The sequence below is a fragment of the Bacillus alveayuensis genome, assembly GCA_030812955.1.
Taxonomy (GTDB): Bacteria; Bacillota; Bacilli; order Bacillales; family Aeribacillaceae; genus Bacillus_CB; species Bacillus_CB alveayuensis.
Window position 1 is genome coordinate 21,217 of record JAUSTR010000021.1, and the last position, 13,245, is coordinate 34,461.

Genomic DNA, 13,245 nt, shown 5'->3' on the forward strand with positions numbered 1-13,245 from the left:
ACGCGTGAGCTCAGACACTTATGGGACAGTCTTCCTTCTTCAAACGACGGAAAACACTTGAAATGTTTGACCGCTGACAAACATCCTCAGTACCTGTGAATACACTTCCTTCACTTCTGGAAATTCTTCTTTTACTTTCGACAGACTAGCTGTGTATAAACTCCCTTTAATTTTTTCATAGTTTGCTTTTTTCAGCTCCATTTTTGGTAAAAAGGTTATTAACAACAAGACCGAAGTCATAATGAAAGTTAAGAATAAACGCCCCAAACCATTTGTTACTGTACCCATCTGCTTCACCAGCTGTGTCCCAATGAATGGCCACTTCATCAAGTACATAGAGGATGACAATCAAACTTAACAAATAACTAAAAGACGTCAATATGACCAAGAATCGGTTCGTTTTTGTTTTCATCATTCATTCCTATCCTTTTCAAGCTCACCCAAAGAAAACGATTTCTTTAGAAAAGCAGATAATAATCTTTTAATCTGTTCCAAACGATGTACACTCCTAATAGTAGGCGTGACAAATGCTAAACTAAAACACATTTTCCAAATATTCATATATGTGTAAAACTTTTGTCACAAAAGCATCATCTCTATTTCATATTTTGTTTATATAGTGGAAAGCGAATACATAATGAAAGGAGATAGAGATGATGAATTTTCCAACTGTAGAGTTTCCTTGGTTCGGCAATGGAAACATTGTAGCAATAATTGCGATTATCCACGTGTTGATTAGCCATGGAGTCGCTATTGGTGCTACAGCGCTTGTTGTGTCAAGCGAGTATTACGCAATCGTGACGAAAAATGAAAAACTAGATCAACTCGCTAAACAGTTAACAAAATGGATTTTAATTATTACTACAACTGTTGGAGCGATGACAGGCGTAGGAATTTGGTTTTCAACAACCGTCATTCAACCTGATTCTATTGGCTCGTTGTTACGAATTTTCTTTTGGGCATGGGTCGCTGAATGGGTTGTGTTTGTATTAGAAGTTGTTTTCTTACTCATTTATTACTACACATGGGAAACATGGAAAGAAGGAAAAGCAAAAAGAAAGCATCTCAATGTCGGTATTATGCTTGCCGTATTTTCATGGCTGACGATGTCCATTATTACAGGAATTTTAGCAGCAAAGCTAACACCTGGTCGTTGGGTTGAAACTCTCTCATTTTGGAACGCATTTTTCAATCCAACCTATTTACCTTCACTAGGGTTTCGTACGTTTTTAGCCATTATGCTGGCAATTGCTTTATTTACAATTTTTGTACGTTTATTTGTAAAAGACGAAGAAGTGCGTATGCCATTGCTTCGCATCTTCTCTATTTGGGGAGCGATTTCACTTCTGGCCACTGTTGTGCTTGGGATTTGGTATTTGCAGTCGATTCCTGATCAAGCTGCGAAGCTAATTGTATGGTCAACAGGTTTACCGGAAAAGACGTTTGACGTATTAAATATGATCGCATTTGCTCTAATCATTGTATTTCTATTCTGGCTGGCCATCCGTCCTAAAAAACTCCCAATCTTTTTATCGCTTGCTGTTTTCATGTCAGCGATTGGATTTATTGGAGAGTTCGAGGTCGTGCGTGAGTCCATTCGCAAACCGTATATGATTTACAACTATATGTATGTCAATGGAATTACAGCAGTCAAAGCGGAGGAAATGAACCGGGATGGCTACTTAGCACATTCCACCGTCGCAAAAATAAAAAAGGTGACAGAAAAAAATAAAGTGGAAGCAGGACGTGAAATTTATCAAGGTCAATGCCTAGCCTGTCATACTATCGATGGCTTTCGTTCCAAACGTGCCCTCGCCAACCGTTTAAAAGGGTGGCCACAACAAAGTATTGAGTCATTCATTCCAACCATGCATCAAGTACGACCGATGATGCCTCCATTTGTTGGAACAAAAGAAGAAGTGGAAGCGCTCGCAGCTTACTTATATAAAGTCGCCAATGAAGAGAAATAAAAAAGAAAGCGGGGATGAATAAAATGGGTGTTTTACAACTATCGATTCCACCTGATTTCCCTTTACCAATTCCGGGTAACTTAACGTTACTACAGTTTTTAATTGTCTTAACATTTGTACTCCATATTATATTTGTAAACTTTACACTATCTTTTGCCACTGGTGCAGTTATATTAGAAGCGTCTGCGATGAAAACGCATTCCCGTCGTTTGGATGACATGGCTCGGATTTGTTCTCTTCATGCATCCATTCACAAAAGTATCGCTGTTGTGTTAGGCGTTGCTCCATTACTGATCATTAGCGTCATTTATACACAATACTTTTATACGTCGACTTTACTAATCGGCAAAGCGTGGCTCAGCATAATTATTCTTTTAATTACCGCATTTCTGCTTTTGTATGTATATAAATTTTCATGGGAAAAATGGGAAAATAAAAAAGGAATACATTTTCTCGTTGGATTTGCTGCTATGCTTATTTTACTCTTTGTTCCACTTATTTTTATTGTGAATGTCGTGTCGATGCTTTACCCAGAAAAATGGTCAGGAGCAAACGGATTTTTCCATAGCCTTTTACATTATCCACAAATTTGGCAAAGATACGCTCACTTTATTTTAGCAAGTTTAGCAACTGGCGGCTTTTACATGTACTTATATTTCTCAGTAAAACAAAGAAAACAAACTCTTTCTGATGTTGAACAATCTTTAAAATTAGGAGGTGTTAAAGTAGCATTTTGGATTACTCTTTTGCAACTCGTCTTTGGCTCATTGTTGCTTATATCGTTTGACCGAAACATTATGCTTCTTTTTATGGGCGATGATGCGTTGCTTACAGCGCTGTTGCTTCTATCGGTTTTCTTAACTATTTTGCTGTGCGCTTTGTTATATGTCGTAAGCAAAAACGATCGTCCGTCTATGTTTTATGCATCGCTTCTATGCTTTGTTCTCATTGTCGGAGTCATGGGATGGATGCGTCACGAAGTTCGTGAATCATACTTGAAGCCATATATAAATGAGTATCCAAGAACAATTGAGATGAAAAAAGAAAACATAAAACCTGTTAATAAACAATAACGATAGATATAAGGAAGGAAAATGAAATATTTTTTAACTTTATACTCTTCTCAAAAGAAAAAAAGCCGCTCCCCGCGGCTTCTGTACATGAACATATTATATTTTCTAATGGGAAACAATAGTTACTTGCTCTAATTTTTTTTGAATCTGTCATGTTATCCAACAAATGCCGCAGTTGCTTCAACGATCCCATCACATCTTCCACCATGGCCAGCAGTTGCTCACTGTTAGCGGCATTAGATTGAATATTCCTATGCATCTGTTCAAATACGCCAATGACTCCTTGGCCGTTTTGGAACATAGTTTCAACGAAATCTCCCAACTGGACAATTTTTCGTGACGACTCCCTGGTAGCATCAATCAAATGATGAAAAGAATCTTTAGCTTGCTGAATTCCCTGCTTGCTGCTTTCAATGACTGACAGCTGATTGTCATTTCCTTCTTTCGTACTGGCAATTTCCTGCTTAATATCCAGTAAGATCTGGGCAATTTTTTCTGTTGCCCTGCTGCTTTCCTCCGCCAGTTTCCGTACTTCGTCAGCCACTACGGCAAATCCTTTTCCTTGTTCTCCGGCTCGAGCTGCTTCAATGGCTGCGTTCAATGCCAGCAAGTTCGTCTGTCCTGCAATGCCCTGAATGAGCGTAATAATTCCTCCAATTTCCTATGAACTTTTGGCCAGCTTTTCGATTCGTTTGCCGCTTTCCCCTACTTCTTTGTAGATATTTTCGATCACTTTCGTCATATGCTCCAATCCCCGAATACTGCTTTCCGCCAGACCCGCGGCTCTGTTTGAGAAGTCTTCAAGCTTGGATGCCATGCAGGAAACATCAGACAAAGTACGGGACATCGTCTCTACGATTTCCCCGGCTTCATGTAACTGTTCTGCTTGCTGTTGATTGTTGCGTGCAGCATCTGTCACTGCTTTGGAAACCTGTTCTAATGTCTCTAACGTCGTATCCATTTCCGAACTGTATTCCTTCTGCGCCTTCTTTACAGCAACTAAATTGCTCTGGATGACCGACAACATTTTCTGATACTATTGCACCACTTCTGTAATGGCTTCTTGAATCTCTCTTAATTCTTTTGCTTTTACCTGCTCCCATTTTACTGCCTGCCCGTGCCCCACTTCCCGCAAGACTTTCGAAAAAACTTTCAACGGTCTCAGCACCGACCGGATCACACTAAACAGAACCAAAAGAAACAACAAGGAAAAGATAAAAATCGACAGCATCATTTTATACCCTACCTCATTAATCAACTGCTGGAACTCCTGTAATACTTGTTTGGTGGATACGGCATGTTGGAAATAAGGGGCAGCATCTAACAAAGTATACAACACATAGAGCACATTTCCATCTGCTCTTACCGGAACATATGCCTCCACATGATTGTCTTTCAGGAAAACTTGTGCTTTTCCGGAAGAAAAGACTGACTGTACATTTTCGTTTTTCATTTCATTTCCTTTTTCCCACAGCGATGTTTGGTCTTTTTGCAATATTTCCATCAACACCACTTGTTCTTGATCAAACAAAAAGTGCTGGACAACAACAGAAAAACAAAACCTGCCACTAAAACAAAGAGTTTGGCTTTTATGGTCATGCCGTCATCCCTCTCCCCTATTGAATAGATAAATATGTAAAACCGCAGTGGTAGTTGTTATTGTCTTTTTTAAAAATTCAACATCAATCCAATCATGCCTAGTAATGCCCTAAATCCTAATGGTTGATTGGTAAGATAGAGGGATAAAATGGCTCCACTCATCGCCATATAAATCGCTGTCATAATCACAATTAGCTTCCAGAATGAACGGAATTGGATAAACACCAATACAAAAATCAATAGTATGGATAGCGCATAGAACTTGTACATCGATTCAAATGCTTGTGTACGCTGTTCCTCTTGTCCTTCCATTGTCCATTGATATCCACTTGGCCATTTTTTCTCCAGGGCTTTCAGACGCTCCTTCGCTTCTTCAGTCACTTGTGGAACCCGCCGACTTAGATACACAAATCACGAAAAATAACCCTGACGTTATTGTGATGGATATAAGAATGAAAAATTATAACGGAATTGAACTGACAAAGAAAATTGTCGAAAAGCATCCGAAAATGAAGATTGTCATTTTATTAGGCTATGACTATGATGAATACATTGAAGCAGCCAACCAAGCGGGCGCCTATGCTTTTGTCACGAAAGAGAAGTCCGCCTTTGAACTAGCAAATGCTATAAGACAAAGTTATTTAGGTTTTACATTATTTCCAAACAAAAGTTTGAAAAAAACGATACATTCTCTAACAAAGACTGAACTCGAAGTTCTTAAGTTAATTTCCGAGGATAAGACTAACGCAGAAATCAGCGAAATGTTGATGCTCAGCAAAAGAACCGTAGAACATCATGTTTCTTCTATTATTAGAAAACTAGATGTAGACTCAAGGGTCGGCGCGGTTGTAAAAGCAATAAAACTTGGACTTTTAAATTATTAAAATTCTGTTTAAAATAAGCCTCCATAGGGTCACCCGAGTTCGACACTGACTAGGCAAACAAACAATGTATCGTCAGACGTTCGGATGAGATATTTCCCATTATATTTCTCCGCATCGCGAATTGGTCTTTTTTGGCCATTAGTAGGATATCCAGTTTAATCAAGAGATATACTGCTTCGGCCTTGGTTCATTGATTTTTACAGAAAATATATTCAAATTTTTCCTTATATTACTAAACTATTTATTTAAAAAAACCGATGATAATAACAAATACTATTTTAGGAGGGAATAACCGTGAAAATTGATCTCGGGTATATCGGAGCAATAGCCGCTCGATATAGTGCCAAAATGCCATCCGTACACGAAATCAAAAATCCATTGGCCGGAAAGCAAGTGGAAGTCATCCGAAATGGACAAGCCTATAAACTTACGATTTCGGATGAAATCAAACAAGTTCAAGGCATGATGACCATGACGGTAGAAGAGTTTTTTCAAAAAGATATTAACGTACAAAACGCTGACCCTTCTGACATTTTCTCTTATCGGCCACAGGATCAATGGCTTGTGTTCAGCCAATATTTACATGAATCCAAATACTTTGATTCGCTAAGTAATGAAGAAGTAAAAAAAGTAGAATCCATCTTACAACACATAACGGACGGAATGGATAGTTTAGCGAAATATGCAGGGATTAACCTTTTTGCAATTAAGAAAGAACAACCGAATTCTTATGAAGCCCATCTTGAATTGGCTTCTTCAACAGCTGCACTTCAACACTTCAGTGATACGTTTTTAAGTGGCGATATAAAAAAAGGATTTGATCAACTGATTCAAGATTATGTCCACCATAATACGAAAAAAGCAATGAATTATCAATCGGTAGAGGAAAGATTCATCGCAGCACGAGCCAAAATCAGGCCACTGAATGCTCCGCTTACATACCAACAAAGCCGTGAGCTGTCCATGACGAATAAACTTGGGAAAACGGTTAATACACATGAAGAAATTGAATCAGTCATCCAAAATTATCAAGAAATGTTTGAGAGCATTCAAAATGAAGAAGATTTGTCTACGGTGCTGGTAAAAGCAAAAGCACAACTTCTTGCATTTGTCACGAACGGTATTTCACCAAAAGATGCAGATTACCAATTGGCAAGAGATTTTGTTGAACAGCGTGTTGATGACACATTTAAGCGAATTGAGAATTACTGGCATATGTTATTGAAAGAAAAATAATTGTGTTCATTAGCCCTTTGCTAAAAGCATAGGGCTAAATTTTGAGGCTTTAGTTTATGGTATGAATTATCCTTTTCTTTTCAAGGTAGGGGCTCCTTCCATCATGAAAACAACTTAATCAAACACTCCAACAAAATCCAACTCTCCAAACATTGTCCCTTCAAACCCGAGTGAGCCGAGTACGTATCCATAGTTGTTTTCCACAACCGCAAAATCACTTGTGCTAATGGAATTTTGTTTAATTTTATTTCCATAATGGTGAACAAGCAAGAAAGCCAATGCAAGAATAGAAGTTTCTCCCGCATTTTTCTTTATCATTCCTTCTTCTTTGCTGTTAAAGCCGTTTTCATAATAATTCCTAATCCATTCATCATCAATATCTACACTGCCTGATTCCGCTTCTTGAATCTGTTTTTTTTAAATATCGATGCGGCTTCGACCCGGGAGAAGTAGCATTGGCAAACACTTTCATGAGTTTCAAGTCATGATAATCTACCAAAGGAAGGTAATCCGTTGCTTCATCCAAATAAAGCAACGGTCGAGGGAGAGAAGAAATATATTGACGCCGATGTTCACTTTGTGCAATTTCAGCATACACCCAGCCTGGAACTAAAATAAGGTCATAATATCCATAGATTTTGTCAACTGGAAAATATTTTTCGTGTTGGGTGCAAAATTGTACATTATTATTGTCAAGTATACAAATCCGCAAATCATGCCCTTTTGTAATAAAACTGTTTAACTCTTTAAAACTATCGCTAACCATCTCATACATGATTCAATCCCTCTAATGTCCGGCGAAATTGGTTGAGAAACTCTTCATGTTCCTTATACATTTCGACTTCTTCATTTTCTGCGCGCTTTTCTTTGATTTTTGTTTCTAATGCTCCTAAGTCGATAATATTGCTCGGCTGAACCAATGATACATCTAGGGCCAACTTGCGGAACATCTTCTCGAATTCTTGCTGGCTGATTCTAATATCAAAGTTCTTTTTTATTTGCTGGCGCAGTTCTTCGTTTTTATATTCTCCTGCTGATTCATATAGTTGGATGAGGATGGCTTTGTAGGGTGCTTTGAAGGTATCGATGCAGTGCATAATTCGCTCAACAAATGGCAAGTGATGGCCCACCTGATAAAAATACTCAATCACATCATGACCTAAAAGCATTTGGCTGGCAAAATAATCTGCTTTTCTCTCAGAAAGGTCAAATTCTGTTGAAATTAAGTGGGACGAATTTTCTTCAATCCCTTTGATTAAGTGGTAGACTTCATGCCAATAGATAAAATACTGATACACCCTCGGTTGTGCCGTGTTAATGACAAACACTTTCTTACCATTAGGCAATTCCCGGATGGCGCCACCCCAATTTTCGTCAGGTATAGGAACTTGAATAAGATAGTGTTCTTTTAGTATTTGCAGGGCCTGCTTTTCAGGTGAAAGGATGCGGATTTTTTTATATCTTGTCTCCACAACCGTAATAAGTCGTTCAATTTCCTCTTTGATTTCTTTGTTCAGCTTGACCGTCTGATCCAGATTTTCACTAGTAATTCGCATCATTTTCCCATGCCTTTCATTTATAGATAGATGGCGGCAATATCTAATAAGTCATCAAGATCGTTTAAAACCTTTTGGATGTGTTCCGGCCTGTTTCCTTCCTGTAAACGATCAGAATATTGCATAGCCGGTCTCTGCCATGATTCAGGAATGATCACAGGAGGATGCAGAAAGTAATCCTCAGGCAAATTGAAAGCTGCCGTAATTTTTTTAAGATGGGTTTCAAATGTAACTGGGCTTGAAATTTCCCCTGCAAGAATTAAATTTAATGTTGGACGGGAAATGTTTGTCAACTTGGAAAAGGATAATTTGGAAAATCCTTTTAACCTAATAAAAGTGGCAATATTCTCGCCAATTTTCTTACGATGTTGAAAGAAGTTCATTTTTCCTCCCTCCTTATGCCGCAGTATCAACTTCTTTTAAGATATACTTGCTGTTAATAATTATACCCTAAATATCTTTTTGTAAAAATAAATTTTACAATTTGTAAAAAAATCAATGCTACTTTAAAATAAAGGAGGTTTATGTTCACCTTAACTAATTTTGGTAAAAACCACTTCAAAACATGTCATAAAAACAAAAACAGAAGCCAATACAGATTCTGTCATTAAACTTCGAGGAGACAGGCACCTGACCAGCGTACTACTTCAGTTCATCATATTTTTTCTTTGAACCAAACGCTTTTTCAATCGGATACTTTTTTCATTTTTCTCCATTTTATTGATGATTGCTTCTTCTAAATCAATGCCTAATTCATGTGACAATAAAAGTGCGTAAATAACAACATCAGCTAGTTCATCCTTAATATTTTCAAAATTAGCTTGAACTGCTTCTTCGCTTGTTTTCCATTGGAAATGATATTTTAGATTTTATTTCTTCTATAGTGTGATCATGACTAATCAATTCATAATAATCCGTGGTATTATGTCAAGAAAACGGACACATTAAACAGAGAGAAATAGCTGAATTTATGCAGCTACTTTTCTCTGGTTAACGTAGTAAGCAGTTTCAAATTCACATGGCGGTACATAGCCAAGGGCGGAATAACTTCTTTTGCAGTTGTAGAAGATTTGATCATGTCTTAAGATAATGACTATTTATATGCATTTATACATATACGTTTTGTAATACGTTCATCTAATTTTAGAACTCCCAAACAACTGAACGTTCCGGTACATCTTTTCCTTCTTCAACAACGTAAAAAATATCTACCTCACACCCATACAATAACTTCAGCAACGCCATTCCTCATCATGACGAAGAAGTTGTCGTATGCCAAAACCAATTGGTTACAAGCCGAACACCTGCTGACTTAGAAGCATTTAATAGAGAATCATTGAAGCTTTTGGATAAAGTATCAAAGTAAGCGGAGAGAAATTCAAAATTTTTTGCTGAGTGATCTTGGCAAAAACAAACTTCATATATGGCAAAAAACCTGCCTGTTTATGTTTGAACAGGCAGGTTTTTATCATGCAGCAAGACTTTATTATAGAACATCTTTTATCAAACGTTTAATCATAGGTGCCATGAAGAATAATTGAAATCATGCCGATAATGCCAAAATAAACAATTTCTGTTTCAACTGTGTAGTATTTTACAAGTTGGGCATTAATGGCTTGAGCGGCTGCACTAGTTAAAAACCATCGGCTCAATGTTTGTGCCTCCATTATTTTTATATAATTTTAAAGCTGTTTTGAACTGTCCGAAAATAAAAAAATAACCGTACAACCGCTCTTTAAATAATTTTTAATATAATTAAAACGTCAACTATTGTAGGTATAAAATTATATACATAATATTTAAAACAGTTTTAAGTTAGGGAATTTTTAAAAAATAAGAAAGGATAAAATATGAAATTGAGGATTAGCAAAAGAAAAAATCGGTTCCCATATAGGTTAAACCGATTTTATCCATGGTCATATTGATTATATTAACGTTAAGATTTCTTTCTATTTATTTCCTCTGCTATTAATTGATACGATTTTGTGCGTTCCTCATAGCTTCCAGTTATTGTTATGATCATCATTTCATCTGCTTCATACCAATTTTTTAATTCATATAAACGGTGAACGACAAATTTTGGATCGCCAATGATTATATTCTTTTGAAACTGTTGAAACTCATCTGAATTCAGCAATTGCTGCTTTGTTTTTTCTTTTAAAGGAAAATCAAGTGTTTTTCCTTTATGATGCTGAAGATTCCATAAAAAGCTGCTGAAGGTGATTTGCTCCGCTTTTTCGTTAGTTTCAGCGCATATTGCCGAGACTGTGACAATTGTCTTTGGCTGCTGCTTTCTTTTTTTCTGAAATTGGTTTTTATATGTTTGAATAATTTGCCGCCCGTCTTCATTGCTCATAAATTGGCCAAATGCATAGGAAATTCCGTTTTCAGCTGCTAAAAAGGCGCTCTTTATGCTTGTGCCAAGGATCCAAGGTTCAGGAGGAATAATTGGCAAAGGAGAGGCTGAGATGCTCGAAAATAATTCATCTTTTGGATAGTCATTATATAAAAAATGAAGCAGCTCTTGAACGGTTTTCGGCATGTTTTTTACATTTTCGAGATAATTGCCGGATAACGCAATGCTTGATTGGGCGTCTCCTCCGGGGGCGCGCCCGATCCCAAGATCAATGCGGTTAGGAAATAATGTTGCCAGCATATTAAACATTTCCGCAACTTTATACGGTTTATAGTGGGGGAGAAGCGTTGCGCCTGACCCGATGCGAATCGATTTTGTTTTTGCCCCTATAACTGGGAGCATAATTTCTGGAGCGGAGCAGGCAAGTCCGGAAAGATTGTGATGCTCCGCAATCCAGTAGCGGGTATAACCCAGTTTTTCCGCCATTACGGCCAATTGAACGGATTGCTCCAACGCCTCTTTTGCTGTTGAGTTGTTCAAAATCGGTGCTTGGTCTAAAATGCTAACCAGCATTATTCGCCAACCTTTCTTCGTTTATTAAAAATTTTTTAATGCTTCGCGAATTGGGGTATTTCCTGAGACAAGATCAAATGAGCGGCGAAAAGTGTTTTTCTCCGTTATTGATGCATAAATAACCGATGCCACATCTTCTCTTGGAATGGCGGCCCTTTCAAGATTTTCGGCAATTTTTATTTTTCCTGTTCCTTGCTCATCCAACAGCGCCCCTGGCCGGACAATTGTATAGTTTAAGCTGCTTTGGACAAGGAAACGGTCAGCATAATGTTTGGCAACATAATAATGTTTAATCTTTTCGTTCCAATTTTGTCTATTATGAGCTTGCAGAGCGCTGACCATTATAAACCGTTGAACACCTGCCTTTTCTGCTGCTTCAATTGTTTTTACGGCTCCGTCTAGATCGACTAAAAGAGTTTTATCTGCACCTGTATGTCCGCCTGAACCAGCGGTAAAGACGATCCCTTCCGCACCCTTGATCGCCTCGGCGATCTGATCGACTGTGCCTTCTAAATCAGCTAAAACCGTCTTGACCCCGATCGAGTCAAAATATTCTTTTTGGTTTTCGTTGCGGATCATTGCTTTCACTGTGTGCTCGTTACTTTCTTTTAATAACTGAACAAGAATTTTTCCGATTTTTCCATTGGCGCCAACTACAACAATTTCCATAAACGGACTCTCCTTTCAAACATCGTTTATTAACATTATTCCAGAAGCTGTCTGTTTTCTCAAATGATCGATACATGGTATGTGGTTGATTTTCCCATCGATGGGGATTAGTATATAAATAATTGACTGTTAAGATGTTCAAGGGGGTAAAGGAAGGGTAAGTATGGAGCGCTATACGGTGAGGACAGAAAAAGAAATTTCTATTAAAAAAATGCTCTTGATTGCCGGAATCATTTTTGCTGCTTTTAATTTGCGTCCTGCTATTACATCGGTCGGACCGCTCATCGGTTATATTCGTGAAGATCTCGGAATCTCCAACGGGGTTGCAGGTTTACTAACGACTATCCCGTTAATCGTTTTTGCGGTTCTTTCGCCATTAGCTCCGAAATTTGCAAGCCGATACGGAAATGAAACGGCGATTTTTGCCGGGTTAGTCGTGCTTCTTGCAGGAATGATTATTCGAACATTCGGAGCGATGATTGGTCTTCTTTTAGGAACTGTGTTAATTGGAGTAGGCATTGCCATTGGAAATGTGCTTCTTCCGGGTATTGTAAAAGAACGGTTCCCGGATAAAATCGGACTGATGACAAGCGTTTATTCAACAGCTATGGGAATGCTTGCAGGGATCGCTTCCGGTTTAGCAATTCCGTTGTCGGAAGGATTAAAATTTGGATGGAAAAATGCCTTGTTATTTTGGACGATGTTCGTGATTTTGGCGATATGTTTATGGTTTCCCCTAATTAGTGGAAAACAAAGATCCGCAAAACCGCCAACTGTACATATTTCAAATGGTTTTTTGCTCCGGTCGCCGCTGGCATGGCAAGTCACATTTTTTATGGGTCTTCAATCGTTCTTATTTTATAGTATGGTTGCATGGCTTCCTGAAATTTTGCAGGCGGACGGATTAAGTGCTTCAACAGCTGGTTGGATGCTGTTTCTTGTGCAAATTGCTGGCTTGCCGGCAACATTTGCCGCTCCGGCACTGTCGGACAAATATGCAGATCAAAGGCGAATTGTAGCGGTTTTAGGAGCAATTTATTTAGCAGGTCTCGTTGGATTATTGTATGGCGGGCCTCTTTTACTCATTGTCTTTTGGATTATATTAATCGGTATTGGACAAGGGGCAAGCATTGGGCTCGTATTAGCGCTATTTGGTTTAAGAACAAGAAGCTCCGAGCAAGCTTCCGCTTTATCGGGAATGGCGCAATCAATTGGTTATTTGCTTGCTGCTTTTGGGCCCATATTAATTGGTGTTTTGTATGACAAAACTCATTCGTGGGTGGTGCCCATTTTATTGTTTATTGCTGTCTGTGTTATGATGATCATTGC

General features: G+C 38.1%; 17 protein-coding genes and 3 pseudogenes. 6 read left to right on the forward strand and 14 right to left on the reverse strand.

The features are described from left to right. Positions 1–39: 39 nt before the first annotated feature. Together J2S06_RS13920 and J2S06_RS13925 are read right to left on the reverse strand one after the other, a co-directional pair. Complete coding sequence (locus J2S06_RS13920) at positions 40–288, reverse strand: hypothetical protein (protein ID WP_419152691.1); 249 nt, start codon at positions 286–288, stop codon at positions 40–42. After that, on the reverse strand, positions 176–415 hold the full coding sequence (locus tag J2S06_RS13925; protein ID WP_419152677.1) for a DUF1648 domain-containing protein: 240 nt from the start codon (positions 413–415) through the stop codon (positions 176–178). Before J2S06_RS13925 ends, J2S06_RS13920 begins: the two co-directional genes overlap by 113 nt. A 241-nt stretch (positions 416–656) precedes the next feature. Here J2S06_RS13925 and J2S06_RS13930 point away from each other — a divergent pair, with 241 nt between their 5' ends. Together J2S06_RS13930 and J2S06_RS13935 are read left to right on the forward strand one after the other, a co-directional pair. Further along, positions 657–1,970, forward strand: coding sequence for a c-type cytochrome (locus tag J2S06_RS13930; RefSeq protein ID WP_419152678.1), 1,314 nt, complete (start codon positions 657–659; stop codon positions 1,968–1,970). A 23-nt stretch (positions 1,971–1,993) separates the two neighbouring features. Further along, positions 1,994–3,043, forward strand: a complete 1,050-nt coding sequence (locus tag J2S06_RS13935; protein WP_044747630.1) for a cytochrome ubiquinol oxidase subunit I — start codon at positions 1,994–1,996, stop codon at positions 3,041–3,043. Here the strand turns inward: J2S06_RS13935 and J2S06_RS13940 are convergent. From J2S06_RS13940 to J2S06_RS13955, 4 genes and pseudogenes are all read right to left on the reverse strand, one after another. Then, positions 3,030–3,680 (reverse strand): annotated as a pseudogene (locus J2S06_RS13940) (methyl-accepting chemotaxis protein); the annotation flags it as partial. The gene J2S06_RS13935 and the pseudogene J2S06_RS13940 overlap by 14 nt on opposite strands. 24 nt (positions 3,681–3,704) lie before the next feature. Next, positions 3,705–4,004, reverse strand: coding sequence for a hypothetical protein (locus J2S06_RS13945; protein WP_419152679.1), 300 nt, complete (start codon positions 4,002–4,004; stop codon positions 3,705–3,707). A gap of 75 nt (positions 4,005–4,079) precedes the next feature. After that, positions 4,080–4,547, reverse strand: coding sequence for a hypothetical protein (locus J2S06_RS13950; protein WP_419152680.1), 468 nt, complete (start codon positions 4,545–4,547; stop codon positions 4,080–4,082). A gap of 164 nt (positions 4,548–4,711) precedes the next feature. Beyond that, positions 4,712–5,023, reverse strand: coding sequence for an efflux RND transporter permease subunit (locus tag J2S06_RS13955; protein ID WP_419152681.1), 312 nt, complete (start codon positions 5,021–5,023; stop codon positions 4,712–4,714). Between J2S06_RS13955 and J2S06_RS13960 the strand changes: the two genes are divergently transcribed. Further along, positions 4,921–5,526: a response regulator transcription factor gene (locus tag J2S06_RS13960; RefSeq protein WP_419152682.1), complete on the forward strand. Its 606-nt coding sequence runs from the start codon at positions 4,921–4,923 to the stop codon at positions 5,524–5,526. The two genes, J2S06_RS13955 and J2S06_RS13960, sit on opposite strands and share 103 nt — an antisense overlap. A 294-nt stretch (positions 5,527–5,820) precedes the next feature. Continuing rightward, complete coding sequence (locus tag J2S06_RS13965) at positions 5,821–6,762, forward strand: hypothetical protein (RefSeq protein ID WP_419152683.1); 942 nt, start codon at positions 5,821–5,823, stop codon at positions 6,760–6,762. Positions 6,763–6,876: 114 nt separating this feature from the next. On the opposite strand, the gene J2S06_RS13970 is transcribed toward J2S06_RS13965, so the two are convergent. The 5 genes and pseudogenes from J2S06_RS13970 to J2S06_RS13990 form a co-directional block, all read right to left on the reverse strand. Further along, positions 6,877–7,080, reverse strand: coding sequence for a hypothetical protein (locus J2S06_RS13970; protein WP_419152684.1), 204 nt, complete (start codon positions 7,078–7,080; stop codon positions 6,877–6,879). A gap of 55 nt (positions 7,081–7,135) precedes the next feature. Continuing rightward, positions 7,136–7,537 (reverse strand): hypothetical protein, encoded by a 402-nt coding sequence (locus J2S06_RS13975; RefSeq protein WP_419152685.1) that lies wholly within the window; start codon positions 7,535–7,537, stop codon positions 7,136–7,138. After that, positions 7,530–8,321, reverse strand: coding sequence for a hypothetical protein (locus tag J2S06_RS13980; protein ID WP_419152686.1), 792 nt, complete (start codon positions 8,319–8,321; stop codon positions 7,530–7,532). Before J2S06_RS13980 ends, J2S06_RS13975 begins: the two co-directional genes overlap by 8 nt. Before the next feature lie 17 nt (positions 8,322–8,338). Continuing rightward, the gene (locus J2S06_RS13985) at positions 8,339–8,701 is read right to left on the reverse strand and encodes a helix-turn-helix domain-containing protein (RefSeq protein ID WP_419152687.1); all 363 of its coding nucleotides are present in this window, start codon (positions 8,699–8,701) and stop codon (positions 8,339–8,341) included. A 259-nt stretch (positions 8,702–8,960) separates the two neighbouring features. Continuing rightward, a pseudogene (locus J2S06_RS13990) lies at positions 8,961–9,175 on the reverse strand (MazG-like family protein); the annotation flags it as partial. A gap of 398 nt (positions 9,176–9,573) precedes the next feature. Between J2S06_RS13990 and J2S06_RS13995 the strand changes: the two are divergent. Next, positions 9,574–9,684: pseudogene (locus tag J2S06_RS13995) on the forward strand (protease); the annotation flags it as partial. A gap of 145 nt (positions 9,685–9,829) precedes the next feature. Here the strand turns inward: J2S06_RS13995 and J2S06_RS14000 are convergent. The 3 genes from J2S06_RS14000 to J2S06_RS14010 all read right to left on the reverse strand — a co-directional run bounded on the left by J2S06_RS14000 (position 9,830) and on the right by J2S06_RS14010 (position 11,916). Further along, positions 9,830–9,970, reverse strand: a complete 141-nt coding sequence (locus J2S06_RS14000) for a hypothetical protein (RefSeq protein WP_459077055.1) — start codon at positions 9,968–9,970, stop codon at positions 9,830–9,832. A gap of 284 nt (positions 9,971–10,254) precedes the next feature. Then, positions 10,255–11,247, reverse strand: a complete 993-nt coding sequence (locus J2S06_RS14005) for an LLM class flavin-dependent oxidoreductase (RefSeq protein WP_419152688.1) — start codon at positions 11,245–11,247, stop codon at positions 10,255–10,257. 24 nt (positions 11,248–11,271) lie between these two features. Beyond that, positions 11,272–11,916, reverse strand: a complete 645-nt coding sequence (locus J2S06_RS14010) for an SDR family oxidoreductase (RefSeq protein ID WP_044747359.1) — start codon at positions 11,914–11,916, stop codon at positions 11,272–11,274. Between the two features lie 163 nt (positions 11,917–12,079). Here J2S06_RS14010 and J2S06_RS14015 point away from each other — a divergent pair. Further along, on the forward strand, positions 12,080–13,245 hold a 1,166-nt coding region (locus J2S06_RS14015), incomplete at its 3' end, for a CynX/NimT family MFS transporter (protein ID WP_419152689.1).

Coding starts and splice junctions, on each gene's coding strand:
- J2S06_RS13920 (WP_419152691.1), bottom strand. CDS start 288: ATGGGTACAGTAACAAATGGTTTGGGGCGTTTATTCTTAACTTTCATT.
- J2S06_RS13925 (WP_419152677.1), bottom strand. CDS start 415: ATGATGAAAACAAAAACGAACCGATTCTTGGTCATATTGACGTCTTTT.
- J2S06_RS13930 (WP_419152678.1), top strand. CDS start 657: ATGAATTTTCCAACTGTAGAGTTTCCTTGGTTCGGCAATGGAAACATT.
- J2S06_RS13935 (WP_044747630.1), top strand. CDS start 1,994: ATGGGTGTTTTACAACTATCGATTCCACCTGATTTCCCTTTACCAATT.
- J2S06_RS13945 (WP_419152679.1), bottom strand. CDS start 4,004: ATGGATACGACGTTAGAGACATTAGAACAGGTTTCCAAAGCAGTGACA.
- J2S06_RS13950 (WP_419152680.1), bottom strand. CDS start 4,547: ATGGAAATATTGCAAAAAGACCAAACATCGCTGTGGGAAAAAGGAAAT.
- J2S06_RS13960 (WP_419152682.1), top strand. CDS start 4,921: ATGCTTGTGTACGCTGTTCCTCTTGTCCTTCCATTGTCCATTGATATC.
- J2S06_RS13970 (WP_419152684.1), bottom strand. CDS start 7,080: ATGATAAAGAAAAATGCGGGAGAAACTTCTATTCTTGCATTGGCTTTC.
- J2S06_RS13975 (WP_419152685.1), bottom strand. CDS start 7,537: ATGTATGAGATGGTTAGCGATAGTTTTAAAGAGTTAAACAGTTTTATT.
- J2S06_RS13980 (WP_419152686.1), bottom strand. CDS start 8,321: ATGATGCGAATTACTAGTGAAAATCTGGATCAGACGGTCAAGCTGAAC.
- J2S06_RS13985 (WP_419152687.1), bottom strand. CDS start 8,701: ATGAACTTCTTTCAACATCGTAAGAAAATTGGCGAGAATATTGCCACT.
- J2S06_RS14005 (WP_419152688.1), bottom strand. CDS start 11,247: ATGCTGGTTAGCATTTTAGACCAAGCACCGATTTTGAACAACTCAACA.
- J2S06_RS14010 (WP_044747359.1), bottom strand. CDS start 11,916: ATGGAAATTGTTGTAGTTGGCGCCAATGGAAAAATCGGAAAAATTCTT.